At 36.2% G+C, this 24,261-nt stretch carries 19 protein-coding genes; 14 read left to right on the top strand and 5 right to left on the bottom strand.

Annotated elements, in window-relative coordinates:
- Window positions 1-123 precede the first annotated feature (123 nt).
- From DRF65_RS04775 to DRF65_RS04740, 8 genes are all read left to right on the top strand, one after another.
- Window positions 124-3,162, top strand: coding sequence for a choice-of-anchor I family protein (locus tag DRF65_RS04775; RefSeq protein WP_115969288.1), 3,039 nt, complete (start codon window positions 124-126; stop codon window positions 3,160-3,162).
- A gap of 287 nt (window positions 3,163-3,449) precedes the next feature.
- Window positions 3,450-3,839 (top strand): DUF3060 domain-containing protein, encoded by a 390-nt coding sequence (locus DRF65_RS04770; RefSeq protein WP_115969285.1) that lies wholly within the window; start codon window positions 3,450-3,452, stop codon window positions 3,837-3,839.
- Window positions 3,840-3,858: 19 nt separating this feature from the next.
- Complete coding sequence (locus DRF65_RS28790) at window positions 3,859-4,569, top strand: barstar family protein (protein WP_228438528.1); 711 nt, start codon at window positions 3,859-3,861, stop codon at window positions 4,567-4,569.
- Between the two features lie 93 nt (window positions 4,570-4,662).
- Window positions 4,663-5,070: an HYC_CC_PP family protein gene (locus DRF65_RS04760; RefSeq protein WP_115969283.1), complete on the top strand. Its 408-nt coding sequence runs from the start codon at window positions 4,663-4,665 to the stop codon at window positions 5,068-5,070.
- Window positions 5,071-5,139: 69 nt separating this feature from the next.
- On the top strand, window positions 5,140-6,525 hold the full coding sequence (locus DRF65_RS04755; protein WP_115969281.1) for a TolC family protein: 1,386 nt from the start codon (window positions 5,140-5,142) through the stop codon (window positions 6,523-6,525).
- A gap of 15 nt (window positions 6,526-6,540) precedes the next feature.
- On the top strand, window positions 6,541-9,693 hold the full coding sequence (locus tag DRF65_RS04750) for an efflux RND transporter permease subunit (protein ID WP_115969278.1): 3,153 nt from the start codon (window positions 6,541-6,543) through the stop codon (window positions 9,691-9,693).
- 12 nt (window positions 9,694-9,705) lie between these two features.
- Complete coding sequence (locus DRF65_RS04745; protein WP_115969275.1) at window positions 9,706-10,788, top strand: efflux RND transporter periplasmic adaptor subunit; 1,083 nt, start codon at window positions 9,706-9,708, stop codon at window positions 10,786-10,788.
- A 7-nt stretch (window positions 10,789-10,795) separates the two neighbouring features.
- Entirely contained in the window at window positions 10,796-11,230 is a 435-nt protein-coding gene (locus tag DRF65_RS04740; RefSeq protein WP_115969272.1) for a hypothetical protein, read from the top strand.
- Between the two features lie 122 nt (window positions 11,231-11,352).
- On the opposite strand, the gene DRF65_RS04735 is transcribed toward DRF65_RS04740, so the two are convergent.
- Together DRF65_RS04735 and DRF65_RS04730 are read right to left on the bottom strand one after the other, a co-directional pair.
- On the bottom strand, window positions 11,353-11,601 hold the full coding sequence (locus DRF65_RS04735) for a NifU family protein (RefSeq protein ID WP_115969269.1): 249 nt from the start codon (window positions 11,599-11,601) through the stop codon (window positions 11,353-11,355).
- Window positions 11,602-11,648: 47 nt separating this feature from the next.
- Complete coding sequence (locus tag DRF65_RS04730) at window positions 11,649-12,755, bottom strand: Mrp/NBP35 family ATP-binding protein (RefSeq protein ID WP_115969266.1); 1,107 nt, start codon at window positions 12,753-12,755, stop codon at window positions 11,649-11,651.
- A gap of 149 nt (window positions 12,756-12,904) precedes the next feature.
- Here DRF65_RS04730 and DRF65_RS04725 point away from each other — a divergent pair, with 149 nt between their 5' ends.
- The gene (locus DRF65_RS04725) at window positions 12,905-13,360 is read left to right on the top strand and encodes a hypothetical protein (RefSeq protein ID WP_115969264.1); all 456 of its coding nucleotides are present in this window, start codon (window positions 12,905-12,907) and stop codon (window positions 13,358-13,360) included.
- A 153-nt stretch (window positions 13,361-13,513) separates the two neighbouring features.
- On the opposite strand, the gene DRF65_RS04720 is transcribed toward DRF65_RS04725, so the two are convergent.
- Window positions 13,514-15,856, bottom strand: coding sequence for an outer membrane beta-barrel family protein (locus DRF65_RS04720; RefSeq protein WP_115969262.1), 2,343 nt, complete (start codon window positions 15,854-15,856; stop codon window positions 13,514-13,516).
- Window positions 15,857-16,333: 477 nt separating this feature from the next.
- Between DRF65_RS04720 and DRF65_RS04710 the strand changes: the two genes are divergently transcribed.
- Together DRF65_RS04710 and DRF65_RS04705 are read left to right on the top strand one after the other, a co-directional pair.
- Window positions 16,334-17,170, top strand: coding sequence for a chitobiase/beta-hexosaminidase C-terminal domain-containing protein (locus DRF65_RS04710; RefSeq protein ID WP_115969258.1), 837 nt, complete (start codon window positions 16,334-16,336; stop codon window positions 17,168-17,170).
- Between the two features lie 14 nt (window positions 17,171-17,184).
- Window positions 17,185-17,961, top strand: coding sequence for a hypothetical protein (locus DRF65_RS04705; protein WP_123947277.1), 777 nt, complete (start codon window positions 17,185-17,187; stop codon window positions 17,959-17,961).
- A 331-nt stretch (window positions 17,962-18,292) separates the two neighbouring features.
- Here the strand turns inward: DRF65_RS04705 and DRF65_RS04700 are convergent, their stop codons facing one another.
- Both DRF65_RS04700 and DRF65_RS04695 read right to left on the bottom strand, forming a co-directional pair.
- A complete protein-coding gene (locus DRF65_RS04700; RefSeq protein ID WP_115969254.1) occupies window positions 18,293-19,015 on the bottom strand; it encodes a phytanoyl-CoA dioxygenase family protein in 723 nt (240 codons plus the stop codon).
- Window positions 19,016-19,018: 3 nt separating this feature from the next.
- A complete protein-coding gene (locus DRF65_RS04695; RefSeq protein ID WP_115969252.1) occupies window positions 19,019-20,269 on the bottom strand; it encodes a dicarboxylate/amino acid:cation symporter in 1,251 nt (416 codons plus the stop codon).
- A 220-nt stretch (window positions 20,270-20,489) separates the two neighbouring features.
- Between DRF65_RS04695 and DRF65_RS04690 the strand changes: the two genes are divergently transcribed.
- The 3 genes from DRF65_RS04690 to DRF65_RS04680 all read left to right on the top strand — a co-directional run bounded on the left by DRF65_RS04690 (window position 20,490) and on the right by DRF65_RS04680 (window position 24,186).
- Window positions 20,490-20,978: a BON domain-containing protein gene (locus DRF65_RS04690; RefSeq protein WP_115969250.1), complete on the top strand. Its 489-nt coding sequence runs from the start codon at window positions 20,490-20,492 to the stop codon at window positions 20,976-20,978.
- 10 nt (window positions 20,979-20,988) lie between these two features.
- Window positions 20,989-21,408, top strand: a complete 420-nt coding sequence (locus DRF65_RS04685; protein ID WP_115969248.1) for an SH3 domain-containing protein — start codon at window positions 20,989-20,991, stop codon at window positions 21,406-21,408.
- A 75-nt stretch (window positions 21,409-21,483) separates the two neighbouring features.
- A complete protein-coding gene (locus DRF65_RS04680; RefSeq protein ID WP_115969643.1) occupies window positions 21,484-24,186 on the top strand; it encodes an outer membrane beta-barrel protein in 2,703 nt (900 codons plus the stop codon).
- Window positions 24,187-24,261 lie beyond the last annotated feature (75 nt).

The following is a 24,261-nucleotide window of genomic DNA, read 5'->3' as shown; positions in this document are numbered from 1 at the left end:
TTGTCTATCATCATTTTATATTTTATCAGAAACAGACCTATTTTTTAAACATTTCTTAAAATTCCATTAAAATAGTTACCAAACATAAAGTTCATTTTTGTATTTATCTAATTGAAGCCAAAAATGATCAACAACTACCTATTAAAAGGGTCAGTCGCAGCCGCGTTCTTTTTTCAGACCGGTCTTTTCGGACAGACGCTTATCCATTACTGGAATTTTAACAATAACACCTCTGAAACCGCTATAACAACACCTTCATCTACATTAGCCAACGGAGCTCTTGTAGCTATAGCCGGAGGTACCAGTGTGATTGATTTTGCAGGCGGTACCGGACAAAATTTTAATATTGATAATTTAAATGCCAGAAACGGAGATGCATCCGGTACCCATTTAAGATTCAACAATCCTATTGGTGGTGTTTTACAGTTCAATCTGCCTACAACCGGATACAATAATGTTATTGTAAAGTTTACAACAAGAAGATCCGGACAGGGAGCCGGAACACAAACATGGTCTTATACAACAGATGGAACTACTTTTGTTCCGTATCAGACCGTTACCCCTCAGGATGCCAATCCGCAGTTAATTAATTTTGATTTTTCTGCAGTGGCAGGAGTATCCAATAACCCCAACTTTAAATTAAAGGTTGAATTCTCCGCAACAGGAGGCGGAACAGGGGGGAACAACCGTTTCGATAACTTTACAGTGGATGCAGCACCAGCAGGAGGTGTTGATACTACTCCACCTGCAACCACCTATCTTCCTGTCAACAATACCAATAATGCTTCAACAACGGTTAATCCTACTATTTCTTTTAATGAAAATGTAAGATTAACAGATAACTCTGCGATAAACGATTCTAATGCACAAAATCTTGTAGAATTCCGTCTTGGAAATGCTACAGGCACTCAGGTTCCCTTTACGACGGCTTTTAGCAACAACACCATCACCATTCTCCCAACTTCCGGCTTAGTGCCGGACCAAACGTATTATCTGTCGCTTAAGCCCAATACTATTGAGGATTTCAGTGATAATGCCGTAACTGCAGCAACTTCTTCTATCTTTACAACTGCCGGAACCTCTATTGCTCTTGATAAAAATTTCATCAAAGTAAATGAAAATGCAGGAACACTGGCTTTCAAAATTAATGTAGTAAATCCTTCTGCTGCAACTGTGAATCTTGTTGTTAAACCTGCTCCTTTTAGTACGGCAGACAATAATGATTTTACCTTAGCCAATCAAACCATCAATATCACTCCTTCCGCAACGAGTTATACAGTCAATATCCCTATTATTGATGATACATTAGAAGAACAAAATGCTGAATATTTTGTAGTGAGCCTTGAAAACCCAACAGGAGCAATTATTTCAGGAGATAACTCTGCAACCATTTATATTGTAGACAATGATAAACCGGCACCTGCTCCTTCTAATGAGATCAAACTGAACTATATCGGAAGCTTTGATCCTTCCGGAAACAATAACAGTTCCACAGAGATTGTTGTTCATGATCCTGCAACTCAAAGACTGTTTACCATCAGTTCTCTTACAGATGTTTTTGATATTATTGATTTCAGTAATCCTAACAGTCCTTCGGTAATTAATACTATCAATATGGCTTCATATGGAGGAATTACCAGCATCGCCGTAAAAAATGGAATTATCGCAGCAGCTTCCCCAAATACCAATCCGCAACAGAACGGTTCTGTAGTATTTTTTGATATTAATGGAAACTTCCTGAAACAGGTTACTGTAGGAGCTTTACCGGATATGATAACGTTTACTCCTGACGGAACAAAAGTGATTACAGCTAATGAAGGTGAACCTAATGATGCTTACACTGTAGATCCTGAGGGAACCATCAGTATTATTGATATTTCAGGGGGAATTGGTACTCTTACGCAAAGTAATGTAACAACACTCAATTTTAATAATTTTGATTCTCAGTTGGCTGCTTTAACCGCTACAGGGTTAAGAAAAGTAAGAACCAACAATACACTTTCCCAGGATCTGGAACCGGAATATGTTACTGTGAGTGCAGACAGCCAAAAAGCATGGGTAACTCTTCAGGAAAACAACGCCATTGCTGAGGTTGACCTTGCGACTAAGAATATCACCGGAATCTGGGGATTGGGTAAAAAAGATATGAGTCTTCCAGGGAATGGTTTTGATGCTTCAGACAACAATGGTGAAGTTCTTATTGCCAACTGGCCTGTAAAAGCTTACTATCTTCCTGATGCAGTACAAAACTATAAAGTAGGAAATACCAATTATATTGTCACTGCTAATGAAGGGGATGAAAAAGATCTTTCGGGATATAGTGAAAGAACAACAGTAGGAGCAAATAGTTATGCTTTAGATCCTGCTATTTTCCCTAATGCCAACATATTAAAAGCATCTCACAATCTGGGAAGATTTAGGGTTTCATCTGCAACAGGAAATACAGATGGTGATGCAGATTTTGAAGAAATTGCAGCTTTAGGAGCACGCTCGTTCTCTATTTTTAATGCAGATACTAAACAGCAGGTGTATGACAGTGGAGATCAGTTTGAAAGATATATCGCTGCCAAACATCCTTTGATTTTCAATGCCGATAATGAATCCAACACGATTAAAAGCAGAAGCCGGGCAAAAGGTCCTGAACCGGAAGGTGTAGCCCTTGGGACAATAAACGGACAGACTTATGCCTTTATCACACTCGAAAGAACAGGCGGTGTAATGGTTTACAATATCACCAATCCAAATAATCCTACTTTCACAGATTATAAACATTCCCGCTCTACCTCAGCTTACGGTGGAGATAACGGTCCTGAAGGAATTATCTATATCGCTCCGGAAAACACTACCACTCATAAAGGCTATGTGATTATTGCCAATGAGATCAGCGGAACTTTATCCATGTATGAAGTAGCTCAGTTACCAACTTTAGCAACCAGTGAAGTAAAATATGAAAAAGAAACATTCAATGTCTTCCCAAATCCTGTGAATAAAGGAAATATTTTATATTTCAACAGAAAACAGAACTATGAATTATACGATATGTCCGGAAAGCTGGTTGGAAAAGAAAAAAATGCCTTGACCATAAATACTTCAACCCTTTCTACAGGAGTTTACCTTGTGAAAACTTCAGAAGGACATCTTAAAAGAGTTATTGTTAAATAATCTATTTTTTACGATTTGATTGAAGCCTCTAGTTTTAGAGGCTTTTTTATAATGATGTCAACTTGAAGTTAAAAACATCTAATATCCTTGTCAAGGTTTTAAACCTTGACAAGGATTCTTCACTAAATAAAATCTTTGGATTTAAATTAATAGTAAAAAAAGTATTCTAGTCTCGCTTTTAAAATAGATTCACGTCATCCTCAAAAAAAGATATCATTTAACTTTTGATTAACTATGAGAAAATTATTTTGTACTTATATTTACCCACAACAAAAACCAAATTCAATATGAAAAGTATTAAAACAGCAGGCATTTTAGCCTTTCTGCTACTAGGAACAGTAACCGCATTTTCTCAATCCAGAAAAACAGAATCCACGAAAGGAGTGGAACAGTCTAATGGGAAAACAATACAGGTAGACGGTGTAGGCCATACCCTTAATTATAGTCTTAATGGTGGAAATGTTGAGGTTTCAGGAGGCGACAATACAGTAACGGTTAAAGGAAGTGCAAGAAAGATTTCAGTTTCGGGAACAGGTAATAAAATATACATTGATAAAGTAGACAATGTTGCTATAGAAGGTGGTAACAATACAGTATACTACAGAACTTCAGGAACAAAATCAGGAAAGCCTAATGCCTCTCTTACCGGAGTAGGAAATAAGGTGGTGAAACAATAAAACGATCAGTATAAATTATATGTTTGGATTTGAATTAGATCAGGGTGAAAACTCTAAAATCATTAGCTTTATAGATGAGGTAAAGAATATTGAAGGAACTTGTCTCATTGCTTATAAAAAGGTAAGACTCGCCAATGTTAATGATGTAGCCAGTTTTAAATCTGCTATAGAAAGTTCTTCAAAAACTTATGATAACAATGGTTACATATCTGTATTGGATGAACAAAAAAATATTGTAGCACGTACTTTTGTAAGTAATATCAAGATCATCAAATCCAAACATAATAATATCACTTTTCTTGGTCATGTATGGCAACATCCGAAAGGCTTTCAAAAAGCTTTGAATATGAAAATTAATAATGAGATCACCAAAAAAAGCATTTGGAAAACATTCAAAAAAGATGAACTGCAGGGATGGCTTGTATGTGCTTTAAACAACAGTAATAATAACACACCAAAGACAAATATTACCATTCAGATTGATGGAAATGAATTTCATAATCTGGATAGTTTTCTCTGTACCTTAGGAGAGGAAATTCATGGACCTGGAGGATATTTCGGTCGTAATTTAGCTTCATTATATGACTGTCTTCGTGGTGATTTTGGTGTAGAATCCGTTTCAGAATTAATTTGGATAAATCATCGAACAAGTAAAAAACTATTCAAGTCTAAATTTACAGAAATTCTTGAAATTTTTAAAAATTACAATGTAAAGGTTTCACTAAATTAATTTCATAAAAAACAAAAAATCCTTTAAAGTATAAACTTCTTCCATAATTCTATAACATCAAGACTCATATTCATTTTAATTTTATCCCGCGAAATGAAAAGAGTCTTTCACATACTGTTTATTCTTCTGTACATTGTAGTTTCTTCAGGATTTACGACCAGTAAGCACGTATGTAAAGGAAATGCAAGTGAAGTACATGTAGGCCTGAAAAAACTCTCTGATTTAGACTGTCCGAAATGCAGTGCCAATAAAGAAAAAAATCACAGTACATGTTGTAAGCTGGAAGTAAAAAAAATCTGCAAAGAAGATAATCTTCCTCATTCTTACAAAAACTCTCCGGTTAAATTCTTATCAGCATCTATTCCCTATTATAACCTGGGAGCTGTATTTGATCTTTCACTACCTGTTGATCCGGAAAACCATACTTTTTATTTTGATCCTTCAAAATACCATCTCAATTACCCTTCCCTTTTCATTCTTCACTGCGTTTATAGAATTTAGAATAGATTGAATCATATCATGATCCCTATCGGGACAATTATTTTTCAATTTTAATTCTAAAAATATTCTATGAATTTATCATTCAGAGCACTCATCTTATGGCTGAGCTGCCCTGCGCTGTCCTTTGCTCAGTTGACGAGTCTGGAGGACGTACTTCTCAGGGCCGAAAAAAATTATCAGTCTATTCAAAAGAAAGAGATCAATATACAGGCCTCACATGAAAGGCTTAAACTGCAAAAAACATACTATCTTCCGGAAGTTACCTTAATAGCTCAGCAGAGCTTCGGAACTATCAATGCTCAAAATGGACCGATGTACAATATGGGCGGTTCAGGCATCGCTTCTACTTCTATGCCCCTGGCATCGCAAAACTGGAACTCAGGTTTCGGCAGCTTATATTTAACCAATATCAATTGGAATGTATACACATTTGGGAAGCTTAAAACCAAAGAAAATGTAGAATCCGCTGATACGGAGATTCAAAAAGCTGATCTGAAACAGGAAATCTTTCAGCATCAGGTAAAAACAGCTGCCGCTTATTTCAATCTTCTGGTCAGCCAAAGGCTTGAGAATGTACAGCACGAAAATCATAAGCGTTCAGAAGTTATTTATTCTATTGCTCAGGCAAGAGCTAACAGTGGCTTAATCCCTGAAGTGGACGCATCCTTAGCAAAAGCAGAAATGTCAAATGCACAGACTGCCATCATCAATGCTAACGATCATGTTCTGGAATACAATAAAAAATTATCGGACCTGTTAGCAGAAAATTTCGCTGATTATCAACTGGATCATTATTTCAGTAAGAATATGCCTTCTTTAATTGAGGATACCTCATCTATTACCAATCATCCAACCACTCTTTTTGTTGCCCAGAAAATTAATAAAAGTAAGCAGCAGGAAGCCTATTTAAATACTGCCGGGCTCCCTTCTCTTTCATTTTTCGGAGCATTTCAGGGACGAGGATCAAACTTTGGATGGAATTACGTTCAGGACAATTCAGCTTATTCTCAATCGTATCTGAAAGGAGTTGGGGTAGATCGGATGAATTATATTGTTGGCCTTAATCTCAGTTGGAATCTTACAGATTTTTACAGAAATAATACCAGAGTCAATGAGCAGAAACTGATCACCAAAACCTTGGATCTTGATTACCAGCAATTACAGCAGGAACTTTATAATCAGCAGAACCTTTCGGAACTGAAATATAAAAATGTCTTATTAAAAATAACTGAGTCCAAAATACAATTACAGGCTGCTACAGATGCATTCAATCAACAAAAAGCTTTGTATGAGAATGGATTAACCACTATTGTAGATTTCACTCAGGCATTATACCTGCTGAACCGGGCTGAAATTAATTATGAAATTGCTCAGAATAATTCCTGGCAGGCTGTTGTCTTAATCGCTGCTTCTACGGGAGACATATCGATGATTACAAAAGCAATTACCCATTAACTTAAAAATTTAAACATGAATCTTATAAAGTTTGCATTACGCAGGCCAATATCTGTAATGGTATTGGTATTGGGGCTGTTGTTTTTCGGAATCAAAGCTGCCAAAGAAGTAAAAGTAGATATTCTTCCCGAAATGAATCTTCCTGTAGTGTATGTCGCCCATTCCTTTAATGGGTATACTCCACAACAGATGGAAGGATATTTTACCAAAATGTATGTGAATATGCTTTTATTTACCAATGGTATTAAAAGTATTGAATCTAAAAATACCCAGGGACTCACCCTCATGAAAGTTAATTTCTATGAAGGTACCAATATGGGGGAAGCTATTGCACAGATCAATGCGCTTTCTACCCGTTCACAGGTATTTTTACCGCCAGGTGCACCGCCTCCTTTTATTATCCGTTTTGATTCTTCATCACAACCTGTAGGACAGCTTGTGTTCAGGAGTACTACAAAAACCAATAATGAGTTACAGGATATTGCCAATTTCAATGCCCGTCCTTTTCTTATTGCCATTCCCGGGCTTACCACTGCTCCACCGTTTGGAGGAAGTCCGCGTACAATTGAGGTGAATGTAGATCCTATCAAACTGCGTGCGCATCAATTGTCACCGGAACAGATCGTGGAAGCTATAAGCAGGAATAATATTACTTCCCCATCAGGAAATGTTTATATAGGGGAAACCAATTACCTGACTCCTACCAACAATACCGTAAAAAAAGTTGAAGAACTTGGGGATATTCCTCTGTTCAAAGGAACTGCAGACAATGTTTATGTCAAAGATGTGGCTACTGTTAAAGATGGAGCGGATATCGCCACCGGATATGCCCTGATAGACGGAAAACGTTCCGTATACATCAATATTGCAAAAGCCAGCAATGCATCTACATTGGAAGTTGTGAATAAACTGAAGGAATCCTTACCTAAAATCCAGCGGAATATGCCGGATGATGTGGAAATTTCCTATGAATTCGATCAGTCTGTTTATATTTCAAATGCCTTGAAAAGCTTAGCTGTTGAAGGTATTTTGGGAGCTTTGCTTACCGGATTGATGGTAATGCTTTTCCTTAATGACCGCAGAGCTGCATTGATTGTTATTATGACCATTCCGATTTCAATTATTTCCGGAGTATTATTCCTTAAATTATTCGGACAGTCTATTAATATTATGTCTTTATCCGGGCTTGCTCTTGCCATTGGGATATTAGTGGATGAAAGTACGGTCACTATTGAAAATATCCACCAGCATTTTGCTATGGGAAAAACCCGTGCACAGGCTATTTGGGATGCCTGTAAAGAGATTGCATTTCCAAAACTGCTTATCATGCTTTGTATTCTTGCCGTATTTGCTCCGGCATTTATGATGACTGGTATTCCCGGATCTTTATTTATGCCTTTAGCCATGGCAATAGGTTTTTCGATGATTGTATCTTTTATATTATCTCAAACTTTTGTTCCGGTAATGGCCAACTGGATCATGAAGCACGATCCTAAGACGTGTGAAAATCACAAACCTGATTGGTTCAGCCGTTTCCGTGATCGTTTCACAGGCTTGCTATCTTCTCTGATGCAGCGTAGGAAAATCATTGTAAGTGTAAGTCTTGTTGCTGTTTTAGGGATAGGAATCGGACTTTATCAAATCACAGGGAAAGATGTGTTACCCTCTGTTAACTCAAGGCAGTTTCAAGTTCGTATAAAAGCAACTGAAGGAACCCGTATTGAAGTTACAGAACTTAAGGTTAAAAAGTTTTTGGAACATCTTAAAAATAAAGTTGGGAAAGACAATATTGCCATTTCTTCCGTATTTATCGGACAGCACCCCTCTACATTCGCGGTAAGCCCTATTTATCTTTATAATGCAGGTCCGCATGAAGCTTTAATGCAGGTTGCTTTAAAAGAATTTAAAGGAAATTCTGATGAACTCAAAGATGAATTACGAAAGTATTACAAAGAAAAAATGCCTGATATTCAGATTTCCTTTGAGCCTATTGAGCTTACCGAAAAAATTCTAAGCCAGGGAACGAATAATCCGGTAGAAATAAGAATCTCAGGAATGATGAAAAAGATGAACCAGATGTATGCGGAAAAACTTTTAACCAAAATAAAAGAAATTGAATACATGCGCGATCAGCAAATCCCTCAATCTATGAACTATCCTGCATTGCAGATTAATATAGACAGGATAAAAGCAGCTCAGTTAGGTCTGGATGCACAGGATATTGCCAAGTCACTGGTGACTGCCACGGCTTCTACTCGTTATACCAATAAAAATTTCTGGGTAGGAGGAATGATGGGAATTGCCTATGATGTACAGGTACAGACTCCTCAGAATATTCTTAACAGCAAAGAGGAACTTGCCAATATTCCATTATCCAAAAATTCAGACAGACCTGTTCTGGGAGATGTGGCTTCTATAACTTCTGCAAAAGAATTGGGAGAAAGCTATAATTTGGGAACTATGGGCTATACAACGGTTACAGCTAATATCCATAAGACAGATCTTGAACAGGCTTCCAAAGATGTACAGAAAGCTATTGAGTCTCTTGGTGAGCTTCCCAAAGGAGTTAATATTGAAGTTTCCGGAATGGCTCCTGTATTAAATGAAACCATGAACAGTCTTTCTTCCGGACTTCTTATCGCAGCTGCAGTAATTTTCCTGATGCTTGCAGCTACTTTTCAGTCGTTCCGTGTTTCATTGGTTATTTTAACAACGGTTCCTTTTGTCATTGTAGGATCATTGACATTACTAAAGCTTACAGGTTCTACACTGAACCTTCAGTCTTACATGGGATTAATTATGTCTGTTGGAGTTTCTATCGCCAATGCTGTTCTATTGATAAGCAATGCTGAAACCATTAGAAAATCAACAGGAAATGCATTGGATGCCGGCATTGAAGCTGCAAAACTTCGTATCCGCCCCATTATTATGACTACTCTGGCTATGGTTGCCGGAATGTCACCAATGGCTATCGGTTTCGGAGAAGGTGGTGATCAGGTATCTCCACTAGGTCGCGCCGTGATCGGGGGACTTATTTTTTCAACATTCTCTGTTCTGATTATTCTTCCTCTTGTTTTTGGATGGATTCAAAAAAATGCCAGCATTATTTCTCCTTCCTTAGATCCTGAAGATGAAGAAAGTATTCATTATTCTAATTCCAACCCATAATTTTTATACTCAATGAAAAACCTATTATATACCGCTGCTATCCTAACTCTTATGATTATTCCGGCTTCATGCAACAACGAAAAAACAACACCTCAACAAGAAGCCAAACCCATGATGATGGCTAGTATGGAGACTGTAGCTATTAAAAAAAGCAATCCCAAAGTAGAACTTAAACTTCCAGGAGAGCTCGTTCCTGATCAGGAAACTGCATTATTTGCCAAAGTACAGAGCTATGTAAAAAAGATCAATGTTGATATTGGCTCTTATGTAACCGAAGGACAAGTGCTTATGGTTTTGGAAGCTCCGGAAATACAGTCTCAGGCTGCTAATGCTAAAGCAAAATGGCAGGCACAGGAAGCAATCTATGCCTCTACAAAATCAAGTTATAGCAGAATGTATAAAGCCAATGAAACAAAAGGAGCCATTGCAAAAGATGCACTGGATCAGATCACCGCCCGTAAACTTTCTGATGAAGCACAGGTGAATGCAGCAAGATCAGCGTATCGTGAACTTCAGGATATCAATCAATACCTAGTTATCCGTGCTCCTTTTAGCGGAATCATTACAGAAAGAAATGTAGACCTGGGCGCTTATGTAGGTCCAATGGGAGGAACACCTTTAATGGTTATTCAGAATACTTCAAAGCTTCGCCTTAGCTTATCAGTCTCTGAAGCTAATGTTCCTTACCTCAATGTGGGTGATACGATCTCATTCCGGGTCAACGCTATTCCTGAGAAAAATTTTAAAGCTACAATATCCAGGAAATCAGGATCATTAGACCTTAAGCTTCGTTCAGAAAAAATAGAGGCCGATTTTATCAATCATTCCAGAGAATTAAAGCCTTTTATGATTGCAGAATCCATGATTCCTCTACAGAATAAAGAAGCTACATTTTTTATCCCAAGATCTGCTGTGGTGGAAAGTAATATGGGAATTTATATCATCAAAAAAGACCATGGAAAAGCAAAATTCGTCCCAGTTAAAAAAGGAAGAATACTGAATGACACCGTTGAAGTTTTTGGAGAATTATCTGAGGGAGATCAAATCCTTAAAAAAGCAAACGAAGAAATTACAGAAGGAAGTTTAATTAAATAATATTATCATGAAATTAATGGTTAGAAACACATTTTTAATTCTTTTCAGTGCAATAGCTTTATATGCCTGTAGTAAAGAGAAAACAAAAAGTCCGGAAACGGCAACAGTACAGCAACCTCAACCTCAACCTCAACCTGCAACCTCCGGAAAATATGTAAAAGGCAGTCATGTTCCCAGTGAAACAGTCTGCATGGTTAATAATGCCTATATGGGCAAAAAACAGATTGAAGTTCCCCACAACGGAAAAATGTACTATGGATGCTGTGAAATGTGTGTAAAACGTATTCCATCTGATAAAACAGCCAGAGAAGCTATTGATCCGTACACAGGAAAAACAGTGGATAAAGCTGATGCTTATATTGTCATGATAAGCGACGAAGGTGAAGTAGCTTATTTTGAAAATGAGGAGAATTATAAGAAATTTATCACTCAGAATTCATAATTATATTTTCAGATTATTTGTGTAAGGCTTGATAACCATTCATTATCAAGCCTTTTTAAACAGAAACAAAAAAGACAGGCCTTTGTACAAAAGCCTGTCTTTTTAATATCTCAGATAGAGTGTTATTCTACGTTGATTACCTTTGCAATTTCCGGAGCATGTTGTTTGATTGTATTTTCCACTCCTAATTTTAAGGTTGAAAAATTCAACGAACATCCGGAACAGTTACCCAGAAGTTTTACAAAAACCTGATTATCCTTCACATCAATAAGCTCAATGTCACCACCGTCTTTATTCAAAAACGGTCTGATGCTTTCCAGAGCTTCCATTACTCTTGTTACTGTATCTTCGTGCGTTATGTTTGTTTCCATATTTTTTCAGTTCAATTCGGTTTTTTCAATTTGATTGAAAGTTATTATTATTTTGCCTTTGGCGAGCAACCTGCCATTGTGGAGATCTTCACAGCTTCTGTTGGAGGAAGGCTTTTGTTTCTTTCTACAAGGCTTTCTACCATTTTTCTTGCTGTTTCAGTATAGATCTCTGAAATTTTAGAACCTTCCTGAAGGGCTGCCGGTCTTCCTACATCTCCTGCTTCTCTGATGCTTTGGATCAGTGGAATCTCTCCCAATACCGGAATTCCAAGATCTTCTGCCAGATATTGCGCTCCCTGGTTCCCAAAGATATAATATTTATTATCAGGAAGTTCTTCCGGTGTAAAATACGCCATATTTTCGATTAATCCAAGAACCGGAATATTGATGCTTTCCATCTGGAACATCGCAATACCTTTTCTTACGTCTGCCAAAGCAACGTGTTGAGGTGTACTTACAATCACCGCTCCTGTTACAGGTACTTCCTGAATGATGGATAAGTGAATGTCACCTGTTCCCGGAGGAAGGTCAATTAATAAGAAATCCAATTCACCCCATGCAGCATCTCTGATCATCTGGTTTAATGCTTTTGAAGCCATTGGGCCTCTCCATACTACTGCTTGGTTTGATCCTGAGAAATATCCTATGGAGAGCATTTTTACTCCATAATTCTCGATAGGCTTCATCAGATTCCTTCCGTTCACTTCTACAGAAATTGGTTTTGCCCCTTCTGTATCGAACATCGTAGGAACAGATGGTCCGTAGATATCGGCATCCAATAATCCTACTTTAAAGCCCATTTTAGCTAAAGTAACTGCCATATTTGCAGAAACCGTAGACTTGCCTACACCTCCTTTTCCGGAAGCAATAGCGATAATATTTTGAATTCCCGGAATTTGTTTTCCTTTGATCTGACTTTGCTGAATTTCACTAGGTTCCGGAGAAACGATTTTAAGTTTTAAATGAATATCTTCTCCAAATTCACTAGCAAAAGCCTGCTTCATGGCAGCTTCCAGCTTTTTCTTTTCGTGCATTGCAGGTGAATGAGCCGTCATGTCGATATACACATCATTACCCATAACCTGAAAATTACTCACCAAATCGTCTACTTCTATTTCTTTAAGGAAATCCTGAACCTTTTCTTTCGTCAACATATAAATATAAATTGTTTACAAATTTACGTTTTTTTTCGGTAATTTAGAATCAATAAAATCTATAATATCAGGTGATAAATCAGATCGTTAAAAATTTTGTTTATCCTCTTTTTTCATCATGAAGAATCACCCTCACCAAAACAAAATCTATGGAAACCACTGCTTACCCATCTAAATATGCATTACCCAAAGAAATCTTCACTGTAGGAAAAACAAGATTCAAATGGTATGATCTGGCTGAAGATCCTGCTGAAGTTTCCTCACAGGATATCCAAAATGCTAAAACGTGTATTGAAAACGCCAATGAAAATTTTCAGAATATCGAAGATCTCGGATTTGTGATTATGCATCGATGTGGAGAAAATTACCTTCTTCTCGTCTGTACCTGGCGAAGTGAAAACGAATTATGGGAAAGCGTCTATTACAACGGAACCGGAAAATTTGAGATCTGGGACAGAAATAAAACCCATCATCCTACTTACTGTGTCTGGGAAATGGGCATTGTTTACCATGAGTCCCAGGCATGGAAAAAATATCTGGGAACAGAAAAAAGTGAAAGTGATAAGGAGGAATATCTTAATACTTTATTTGAAGGTGAGGTTTGAATTGCAGGGAAGCTGGAAGAGGGAGGCTGGAAGTTATAATAGTTTATTAACGACTGAAATTTTGTTTAACTGAATATCAACCTTTAATAAAAATGTTCATCAGCCATCGTAAAAGAAAAAGTACTTCCTACTTCCATCATCCCGCTTCCAGCCTTAATTCGCTCTATTTTTTTCATCAAAATTTATATTACGATTTGCCCCTTTTACTTTTTTATTTCCGAAAGTATAAGTTGCCGATACAGTAAGTCTTCTGGCATCATAATAATTATTGAAATAATGAGATCCTGTGGTATAGTAAATCTCTCCTTTACTTCTTGACTGTTTAAAAATATCTGAAACAATCACATTAATCTGCAAGTTTTTATCCATCAGATTCATTTTTACCCCCGTAGTAAAATTCCCTACAAAATCCCAACGAATATTTCCAGAGTTGGAAGGAAGGCGGAGCCAATAGTTTAAAATCAGCTGAACGGTTTTCCCTTGATTCAACGAGAGGTTATTCTGAAAATCAAAATCATAGCTATATCCTTTTTTAGAAGATGCATCTGTTGTAAAAACATTCATATCCGTATAAGATAAATCCGCAGAGTAATTAGCTTCCCAACGTTTGAAAAATGTATCAGAATAGTTTACGGTAGCTCCTATACTGTTTTGAGTATAGTAATTAAAAAAAGTACTTGTCCTGCTTTCCCCTGAAAGACTTGCCAATTGCCCAAACCCATCCAGCGTTTTCTGAAAATAAAGTGTGGTTGACAGTTTCCCCTTATACACATGAGAAAATTCAAAATTGTGATTAACAGAGGGCTGCAAAAAAGGATTCCCTGTGAAATAAGAATTAATATTGATATACCAACGATAAGGATTGATTGCACGGAAGCCAGGTCTGTTGATCCTTTTCGAATAATTCACGCTGAATGTGTTATTTTCATCACCTTTATAGCTTATATAAGCGGTTGGAAAAAATTTACCATAAGAACTTTCTGACTGCTGACCGGAAGTCAGAGAGTTTCCATTGACTGTAGAATATTCATACCGAAGTCCCAATTTTGCTGACCATTTTTCATTAAAGGATTTTTCAAGGCTGAAATAAGCAGCATAGTTTTTCTCATTGTACTTAAACTCATTGCTCTTCAAAACATCAGTCACATAATTTCCATCCTCCAGATTCTGGTAGAAAATACTTGAATTGTTATCAAAATTGGTGAACTTGATCCCAGCTTCTGCTTTAGCAAACTCATAAGGTAAAGTAAGATCTGCCTGCCCGGAATAAATTTTATAATCTACCACTGATGGTGATTTTACAATAAACTGATCTCCGGAATTTTCTATTGTCGTAAAATCAATGATAGTCTTGGGAATATTGGAGAAATAGTTCCCTGTAATACTTAGTTTATTATCCTGTTTCCCAAACTTAACATCATAATAGGCACTTATTGTCTGCTGGGTAGATTTTCCTCTATGTTCAGCATAAGTAGAGAGTGTATTGGTATAATTATCATTTTGAAAATAATCTGATGTGTTTTCGATATCCATATTAGAGTGCCCCACTCCATAATCATAGATAAACCCTATATTGGACTTCTTTCCTAACTGATAATCAATACTCAGATTGGCTCCTAATCCATCTCCAAAATCTTTTCTGTCATCATGACTTTTAAGTCCCTCTGTCCCTGTCATTCTATAATTCTCAAAAGAATGTTTTTGGTATTTACTTTGTCTTAATTTTAATGAAGAACGCAACTTTTCATTCTGATAATTAATGGTTGCACTGTTTGAAAATCCTGAATAAGTCTGCTGCTGAAATCCTGTAGTAAAACTTCCATTCCATCCAAGATTCTGATTTTTCTTTAAAACGATATTGATAAGACCACTGTTTCCCTGAGCTTCATATTTTGCAGGCGGCGCTGTAATCACCTCAATTTTTTCTATATTTTCTGATCTGAGACTTTTAAGATAGGTCACAAGTTCGGCTGAAGACAAGTTCAGAATTCGTTCATTAATCATTACTGATACACTACTTTTCCCGGCAATGGAAATCCCTGCATTCTCATCAACCTTTACCAATGGTGTTGTAGCTAGTGCATCTGCACCATCCATTCCCTGAGAAGCAACTGAACTCGCCACATTAAAAACCAGCCTGTCTGCTTTTCTTCCAATCAGCTTTTTTCTGGCGGTGAGTGTTACTCCTTCAATCTGCTTTTCTTTTTTCTCATCAATAAAAAAATCTTGCTTCACATCTCCTTTTACCGTTACAGATGCATTCGAAACTTCATTTCCATCCTGAATAAGTTTTATAGTGTAATTTCCGTCTTCAGAAAGCTTCAGAGTGTAATTTCCTTTTTCATCAGAAATAGCGGTCTGCTTTTTCTGATCCTTTATAGCTATCACTTCAATATAGGAAGCAGCTTTTCCGGTTTGTGTAATCTTCCCTGTTATAGTCTGAGAAAAAAGAGCTGCCGGTAGCAGAACAACTGCTGAAAGTAAAATCTTCTTCATGTAATTTGATAATCATGGTTTTATATAAGACAATTGGGAATTGAATTTTATTACATGTTAAGAGGAAAGGAAGCTGGAGGCTGGAAGTGGGAAGTTATTGAAGCCCAACTACAAATGACATTTTTTTAATAAGATTTTTTAAGCTTATTAATTATAATCAACAGGCTACAAGCTATCTCTTACTTGAAAATACTTTCAGCTTCCCTCTCCCAGCTTCCAGCCCACTCTTTCTCAAAACTTACATCAATAAACTATAAGTTATTCATAGCCTAAAAGCACCTCCAACTTCCCTCTCCCCAGCTTTCAACCCACTTTTCTTTCAAAACTTATCAATCAATAAACTGCAAGTTATTACTAACCTGACAGTACCTCCAACTTCCCTCTCCCTAGCTTCCCTCTCCCTCTTTCTCAATTTTACACCCTCTTTTCTCATATTTGGTACTGTACTTGATTTATACCCGTTCATAATATCAAAACATGAAAAAAGGGCTGCTTGCATTGTCTTTATTGATGACTCAAATTATTAATGCACAAAATTCTTCTCAGCAAACTAATCCTTCAGCAGAAACTAAAGATCATATCTCTTCTTTTCAAGAGGATATTGCTTCTCCGGTTATTAAAGCAGACAGACTCTTTGATTTTTCTACCAGAGTTGAGGTTACTCCACAGAGTCCCGGGGATAAAATCTATTATATGACCATTGATGCCAATGATGTCAACAAAAAAAAGAAATTCACAACTTACAAGAAGCCTTTCACCATCAGCAGAACTACACAGGTTCAGGCCTATGCAGAAAGAAAAAGAGAAAAGAGTCCAATAGTCACAGCAAATTTCAACAGAAGACCTAATTATTGGGAAGTAACTCCCCTTTCAAAAGTCGATCCTCAATATACAGCTACAGGAAAATTTGCTTTAATCGATGGGATCAGAGGTGATATAGACTGGAAAAAAGGAGACTGGCAGGGATATCTGGGACAGAATTTTGAAGCTATCATCGATTTTCAGTCACCTCAGCAACTCACTCAAATATCCTCCACCTACCTTCAGGATAACAAAGCATTGATCCTTATGCCTAAAAAAGTGGAATATTATGCCTCTATGAATGCTAAAGATTTTATTCTCCTGGATACCATCAACAATGATATTGATCCTAAAGATGAAAAAGTTCATACCAAAGACTTTACCACTGAAATTCTTCCTACTGAAGCAAGATATCTTAAAGTAAAGGCTTATTATTCCGGAAAAATTCCCGGATGGCATCAGAAAACCGGGGGTGAAACGTATATTTTTGTTGATGAAATTTCTATCAAATAAAAACTATTATACCCATGAAAAAATTATCACTATTTCTGTGCTTACTATTAGGTATTTTAAAGATATCAGCATGCAGCTGTATGAAGGGTACTTTAGCTGAAAACTATTTAGAAGCTAATGTAGTCGGGGTTATAAAAATCTTAAAAGTGTATGAGGATAATCCTGATCAAAGAACCTATAAAGCTGATGTAGAATTTGAAAAAATATATAAAGGAACAAAGTTTACCACATTAAATGTGAGAGGACAGATTGGGAAATCATATTCAGCAGGATGTGAAAGAGATGTAGTTCCTAACGAAAGATATCTAGTTCTATTGAATAATTCTGACAACATCTACACTGTTTCGTACTGTTCCGCCATGTCCAGATTAAATGTACAACCTACAAAAGATGAGGAGGATCAACTTGAGGTGTTAAGCAAAGCTTTTTCTTATTTAGAGACAAATAAACTAAAATTTAAAAGCTCTCAATTTTCTTATTATCATGATCAAAAACAGGGAAGCAATCCTAAATCAGAACTCTCAAAAATCAATAATTTCAGTCCCAAACAACCATTTGCTATATATAGGGTAAAAATCAATAACATTTTCAAGATTAAAGAAATTTCACCAGTTATAGGCTTTGGCAGTAAAGACAAAACTATTGAAGGAATCATGAAAAAAAACATGACCGTTAACGCTCCAATGTATAACAACACTTCGGAGAAAGAAGAATATCTATTACTTCTCTTCTACAATAAACAGAACATCAATAGTCCTGGCAAAGAAGTAATCTCTAATTTCTGGTACTAATAAACCAGGCAACATATCTGAACACAGACCAAATGTCTGCAATAGGCTTAAGATTAATATTTTTTTTATTTCAACGCTAGGAATACGCAAAGGAATTATAAAACGTTGTGAATATATTTTCGTTCGCAAGGGCATTTCATTCAGCTATGTACACAATAAGTGGGCTCTGCTAAGTGTAACGCTTTTGCGAACATAATTTTTGTTTTTTAAATAAAAGCCTTAGCGAACATTTCGTTAAAATAACACCTTAGGAGTTATTAACAGACAATCTTATCTCCAATTCAAATTTAGACTCTTCACTATTTGCAAAATAACAAGTCTATATAATATCTTAATTCATTCTTTCTGCCCATTGCAGGACTTCCGGGAGCTCCATGTCAGAAAATTCTATATGAATAACTCTTCTTTTCTTTCCATTGGTAGTTCTGTTTGATCCATGAAGAGTAAGAGGTTTCATAAGCATCACGCCTCCTTTTTCTACTTTACAGATTTCTTCGGTTTCCACATTCCAGTCTATCGTTTCCGGCCTGTAAATTCCTTTAGCATGAGATTCAGGAACCACTTTTAAAGCACCATTATGTTTATCTGTCTCATCCAGATGGATTCTTATTGTATAAATGTTCTCCAAAATATCCAATGGCGGCTGTACAGCAAACTGATTTTGCTTTGTGGTCCATGGACCAAAACCAGACAATTCCAGTTTTTTATCCACAGAAATGGTGAGATCCTGATGATAAGCAACATACCAGTTAGAGGTTTCCGGCTTATCAAAATAGATACTTTTCACTACAAAATATTTTTTACCAAAAATTTCATTGATGATTTCCCTGATATTCTCATTAAAGATAAGGTTTTTAACTTCCGGAATTTCTTTTAAAAACTGTCTTATTGCAAATAAGTCTTCTGATTTCCTGAAGTTCTCTTTTGAAGTATCTATATTGTCCAGAACATGAATAATCTGAGCAACCTCTGCATCAGAAAATACTTCATTAATAACTGAAAAGCCATATTTTTCAATATGGCTTTTATATGATGATAAGTTTATTAAACTCATTATTTAAATTTTGTCTAAAGGTTCGGTTAGCTGCCCTTCCCATTTCGATACTGCTGATGTAGCCAATGTATTTCCTAATACGTTTGTCATACTTCTTCCCATATCACAGAAGTGGTCAATTGGTAAGATCAATGCAATTCCTTCCGGTGGAATTCCGAACATTGAACAGGTCGCAACAATAATTACCAAGGAAGCTCTCGGTACTCCTGCAATTCCTTTTGAAGTAAGCATCAGTACTAAAAGCATGGTAATCTGTTGTCCGATGGTCATCTCTACTCCGTAAATCTGAGCAATAAAAATCGAAGCAAATGTCATATACATCATACTACCATCCAGATTAAAGGAATATCCTAAAGGAAGAATGAAAGATACTACTCTGCTGTTACACCCGAATTTCTCAAGTTCTTCTACCAATTTCGGGAATACGGCTTCTGAACTGGTTGTAGAGAAGGCAATCAATAATGGTTCTTTAATTCTCTTTAATAAATCAAACAGTCTGTTTCCTAAGATAAAATATCCTACCAATAAAAGAACCAGCCAAAGTATACCCAATGCAAAGAAGAAGTCTCTCAGGTAGATCGCATATACTTTAAAGATTTCAAAACCATTGGTAGCTACCACAGCAGCAATAGCTCCCAATACTCCCAGAGGAGCAAACCACATGATGTATCCTACCATTTTAAGGATACCATGAGCCATGATATCAAAAAGCTTTACTACCGGTTTAGAGTATTCTTCTCCTAAATTAGCTAAAGCAACTCCGAACATAATCGCAAATACTACAATCTGTAATACTTCATTGGTTGCAAAGGCTTCAAATAAACTTTTAGGAATCATATGCTTTACAAAATCTTCTAATGAAAAACTTTTACTGCTTTTCAAAAGATCTTCTGCTGAAGCAACGTCCTGAACGGGTAGTTTGGTTACATGTCCCGGCTCCAGCCAGTTAACAAGTATCAACCCGATAAAAAGGGAAACCAAAGAAGCGGAAATAAACCAAAGCATTGCTTTTGTTCCTACTCTTCCGATCATTTTGATGTCACTCATTTTAGCAATTCCTACCACAAGTGTAGTAAATACCAAAGGTGCAATAATCATCTGTACCAGTCTGATGAAAACCGTTCCCAATAATTTTATATTCTTGGAAAAAGGTTCTGCGCTTTCCGGATACTTTACATGTACAAGTCCTCCAATTCCTACTCCCAGGATAAGCGCGATGATAATTGCTATAAAAAGTTTATTCTGTCCTTTCATATATATAGTTCAATTTGCGCAAATATAATGGTTTTTGAATTGGCAGAATATTTTATTCTCATCACCTTAAGGCCATATTAAGTTTTCGAAACATAAAAATTAAAACGCTGGTTCATAAAATATTGTAAAAAATTTAAGAAACATTTATTGAATTTTTATTCTTTTGGTACAAATTTTATTATTACATTTGATTGTATAACAACATTAATAAATATACAATATGAAAAAAACTATCGCAATGGCTGCATTAGCTGTAGCTGTATCTTTCGGGGCAGTTTCTTGTAAGAAAAAAGTTTCTGATGCCGAACTTCAGACTCAGGCTACAACTGTGGTAACTTCTAATCCCAATGCTTCCGTTGAAGTAAAAGAAGGCGTGGCTCACTTAAGCGGAACTTTCGCAGACCAACAGTCTAAAGACGCTATGATTGCACAATTAAAAGCAATTAAAGGAGTAAAAGAAGTAATGGATATGTCTAAAGTTGAAGTAACTCCAGCTCCGGCACCTGTTGAAACTAAATCTGCTGTAGATCCTGTAGTTCAGAAAAAAGTTCAGGATGCAGTAAAAGATTTCCCTACAGTAAAAGTTGAAGTTATCAACAACGAGCTTACCCTTACAGGAAACGTTTCTCAGGAACAAGCTAAAAAAATCAAGCAGTCTGTTGACGCTTTAAAAGTTGGTAAAGTTAAGTTTAACTACACAGTAAAATAATTAAATTAAGATGAGTACATTACAAGATAAATATTCAAGCGTAGTTTCAGCAGCTCAGTCTGCCGGGATTTCAAACTTACAGGTTCAGGAACAGGATGGAATTTTATATGTTTCCGGAGATGCTTCCAATACAGCTGCAAAAGACGCAGTTTGGAATGCTTTAGGAGCTATTGATTCTACTTATTCTGCTTCAGATATCAATATTGATGTACAGGTTGCAGGTCTTACTTCAGGAGCTTCTCTTACTGTTGCTACAGAAGATTCTAACCTGAACATCAGACAGGAGCCTTCTACTGAAGCTGCCGTAGTAGGTAAAGCTGCAAAAGGTTCTGCTGTAACTTTAATTGAGCAGACTTCTGATGACTGGTGGAAAGTAAAAAATGCTGACGGTCAGGAAGGGTATGCCTATTCAAGATATTTAAAAGCATAAAATATTTTTTAAAATATTCACAAGGAACATCCCTATATTGGGATGTTTTTTTATTTTTACGCTTTGGAAAGCTCAATGAAGAAAATCTTATTATTCGTGTTTTTGGTGTGTAATTTTCTAATTATATACGCTCAAAGACTACATATTGATGGAAAAGTAACCGATCCGGAAAAAAAACCTGTAGAAAATGCTACCATATATCTGCTAAAGGCTAAAGACTCCACTATTATCAATTATACAGCAACCAATAAGGAAGGAAAATTCTCATTACAGACTGATGAGGTAAAAGAACCCTCCTTTTTAAAAATTGATACTGAAAAATTCTCTTATTCAAAAGCACTTGAAAAAATTGAGCAGTCATTATCCCTGGGCGATATAGAACTTGAGAAAAAGAAAGTAATAAATCTTGATGAGGTAAAGATCACTGTTTCTCCGGTGAAAATAAAAAATGACACCATAGAATTCAATGCTTCTGCCCTTAAAGTACGTCCAGACAGTCAAATTGATGAGCTTTTGAAACAGATTCCGGGAGTAGAAATTGGCAATGACGGAAAAATAACGGTGAACGGGAAAGCCGTAGACCAGATTATGGTGAATGGCAAACCATTTTTTGATAAGGATGGAAAGACAGCACTACAGAACCTTCCCGCAGATATCATAAAAAATGTCCAATTTACCACAACTAAAACTAAGGAAGAGGAACTGACCAAAAGGGCTCCGAAATCTCAGAATACTACCATTAATTTCAATATTGATGAGAAGAAAAACAAAGGCCTTATTTCAAAAATATTAGCCGGTTATGGTTCTGATAAGCGGTATGAAGGGAATGTTTTTTTAAATTATTTTAAAGGAGATACCAAAATCAGTGCTTTGGCTTCCGCCAATAATATCAATTCAAAGAGCAGTTCAGGAGATCAGATCTTTGATACGATGGGACGTAGCGCCCAGCAGGGAGGTGGAATACAAAAGTTCAGCAGCTTTGGACTGAATTATAATGACAAACTTGGAAGGGATGCCAATCTAGACAACCTCAGCCTGCAATATACAGATTCTAACAATGAGACCCGTTCCAAAGCTTCAAAGACAACACTTCTTCCGGATACTACTTTAAAAACCGATTCTGAAAGCAGCAATGAAAATGAATCAAGGCAATATAATTTCAACAGTTCTGTAGGAATAAAACTGGATTCGTTAACTAACATTTACATAGCGCCTTCATTTTCAAAATCAGAAACGTTCAGTTCAGGGCAATCCATATCTTCAACATTAAAGGATGATAAACTTTTGAATGAAAGTAAAAACAATACTCAAACCAAAGGCGAGACCAATACTTTCAGTCCCAATATCAATTTTTTCAAAAACTTTAAGAAAAAGAACAGGTCAATGATGGCCATGATCAACACTTCTATTACGGAATCTAACAATGAAAATATCAATCAGTCACTGAATACATTTTATAAGGATGCCGTTATGAGTACCGATAACCGTAACCAGTTACAAAAGAACCGTTCTCAGGATAATAACTATAGCTTTATGGCCAGATATACGGAACCTATATCAGATTCTGCAACTATAGGTATCAGCCTTCAATACAACTCAAAATTAACCAGAAATATAATAGATTTCAATGATTTTGATCCTGCTACAGGGCAGTATTCTCAATATAATACCCGTCTTTCCAACAGTATGGATCAAAGAATCAATCAATTTTCTCCTGAGCTATCCTATTATCTCTACAAAAAGAAATTCGGTCTCTGGGCTACAGTAAATGTTGATATTTCAGATATGAATGTAAACTCAGTTTTTAACGGGCAACTGTATAATCTTCAGAAAAATTTTCTCCTTCCTAAGTATTCAACCAATTTCCGATATTCTTTTACGGATCGCCAGTCGTTGATTATCTCCAACTCTTCCAGTTTCACAATTCCTGATTCTGGAAAGCTTATTCCCTATAAGGATGAATCTGATCCTTTAGTTACAAATACCGGAAATCCGGATCTTAAAAACACCTGGATCAATGAAACCAGCCTTTCTTTTAACAGTTATAACATAATCAAAAATCTTAATTATCATATTACTGCCGCGTTTACTTATAGAAATAATGATGTAATCAATTATTCCAAATATGATAGTTCCGGCAGGCAGATTATTACCTACAGTAATATCAGCGGGAATAAAAACTTTAGTTTGGGTATGGGGCTTACCAAAACATTTAAATGGAATGATCATAAACTCAGAATTGCTCCAAGGTTCAGCATGAATTACAATTATAATAATGGATTTATCAATGGTGAGTCATTTACCAGCAGAGCCTACAATTTTAATCCGGGTCTTAATCTGAATTATGAAATCAAAGATATATTTACTATAAAACCTTCCTATAGCCTTGGATATAGCTTTTCAAATTATACCAACTATAATGTAAATACAGTAAACACAACCAATCAGTCTTTAAAGGTTGAAGTAACCAATTATCTGTTTCAAAAGGCTTTTTTCATAGGCAATGATTTTTCCTACAACACGAATTCAAATATTGCTCCCGGATTCAAAAAAGATTTCTATTTCTGGAATGCCAGTGTGGGATATTCCTTCTACAATAAACAGCTGACAGCAAAAATAAAGGTCTATGATGTTCTAAATCAAAATCAAAGTGTAAAAAGAACCATTACGGATTCTTATTTTGAAGACCGTGAAGACCTGATTCTGAAACGCTATATCATGTTTTCTCTTAGTATGAAGATTAATAAGTTTGCAGGTAAAAAACCGAAAAAAAAATAAACACCATACTTTTATATACTTTCAATCAATGGCCGGAAATTTTTCCGGCTTTTTTGGATACTTAAGTTTATTTTA

The sequence above is a fragment of the Chryseobacterium pennae genome (genome assembly GCF_003385515.1).
GTDB lineage: Bacteria > Bacteroidota > Bacteroidia > Flavobacteriales > Weeksellaceae > Chryseobacterium > Chryseobacterium pennae.
Note: the sequence above shows the minus strand (reverse complement) of the source record. Positions and strands in the feature narration are given on the sequence as shown.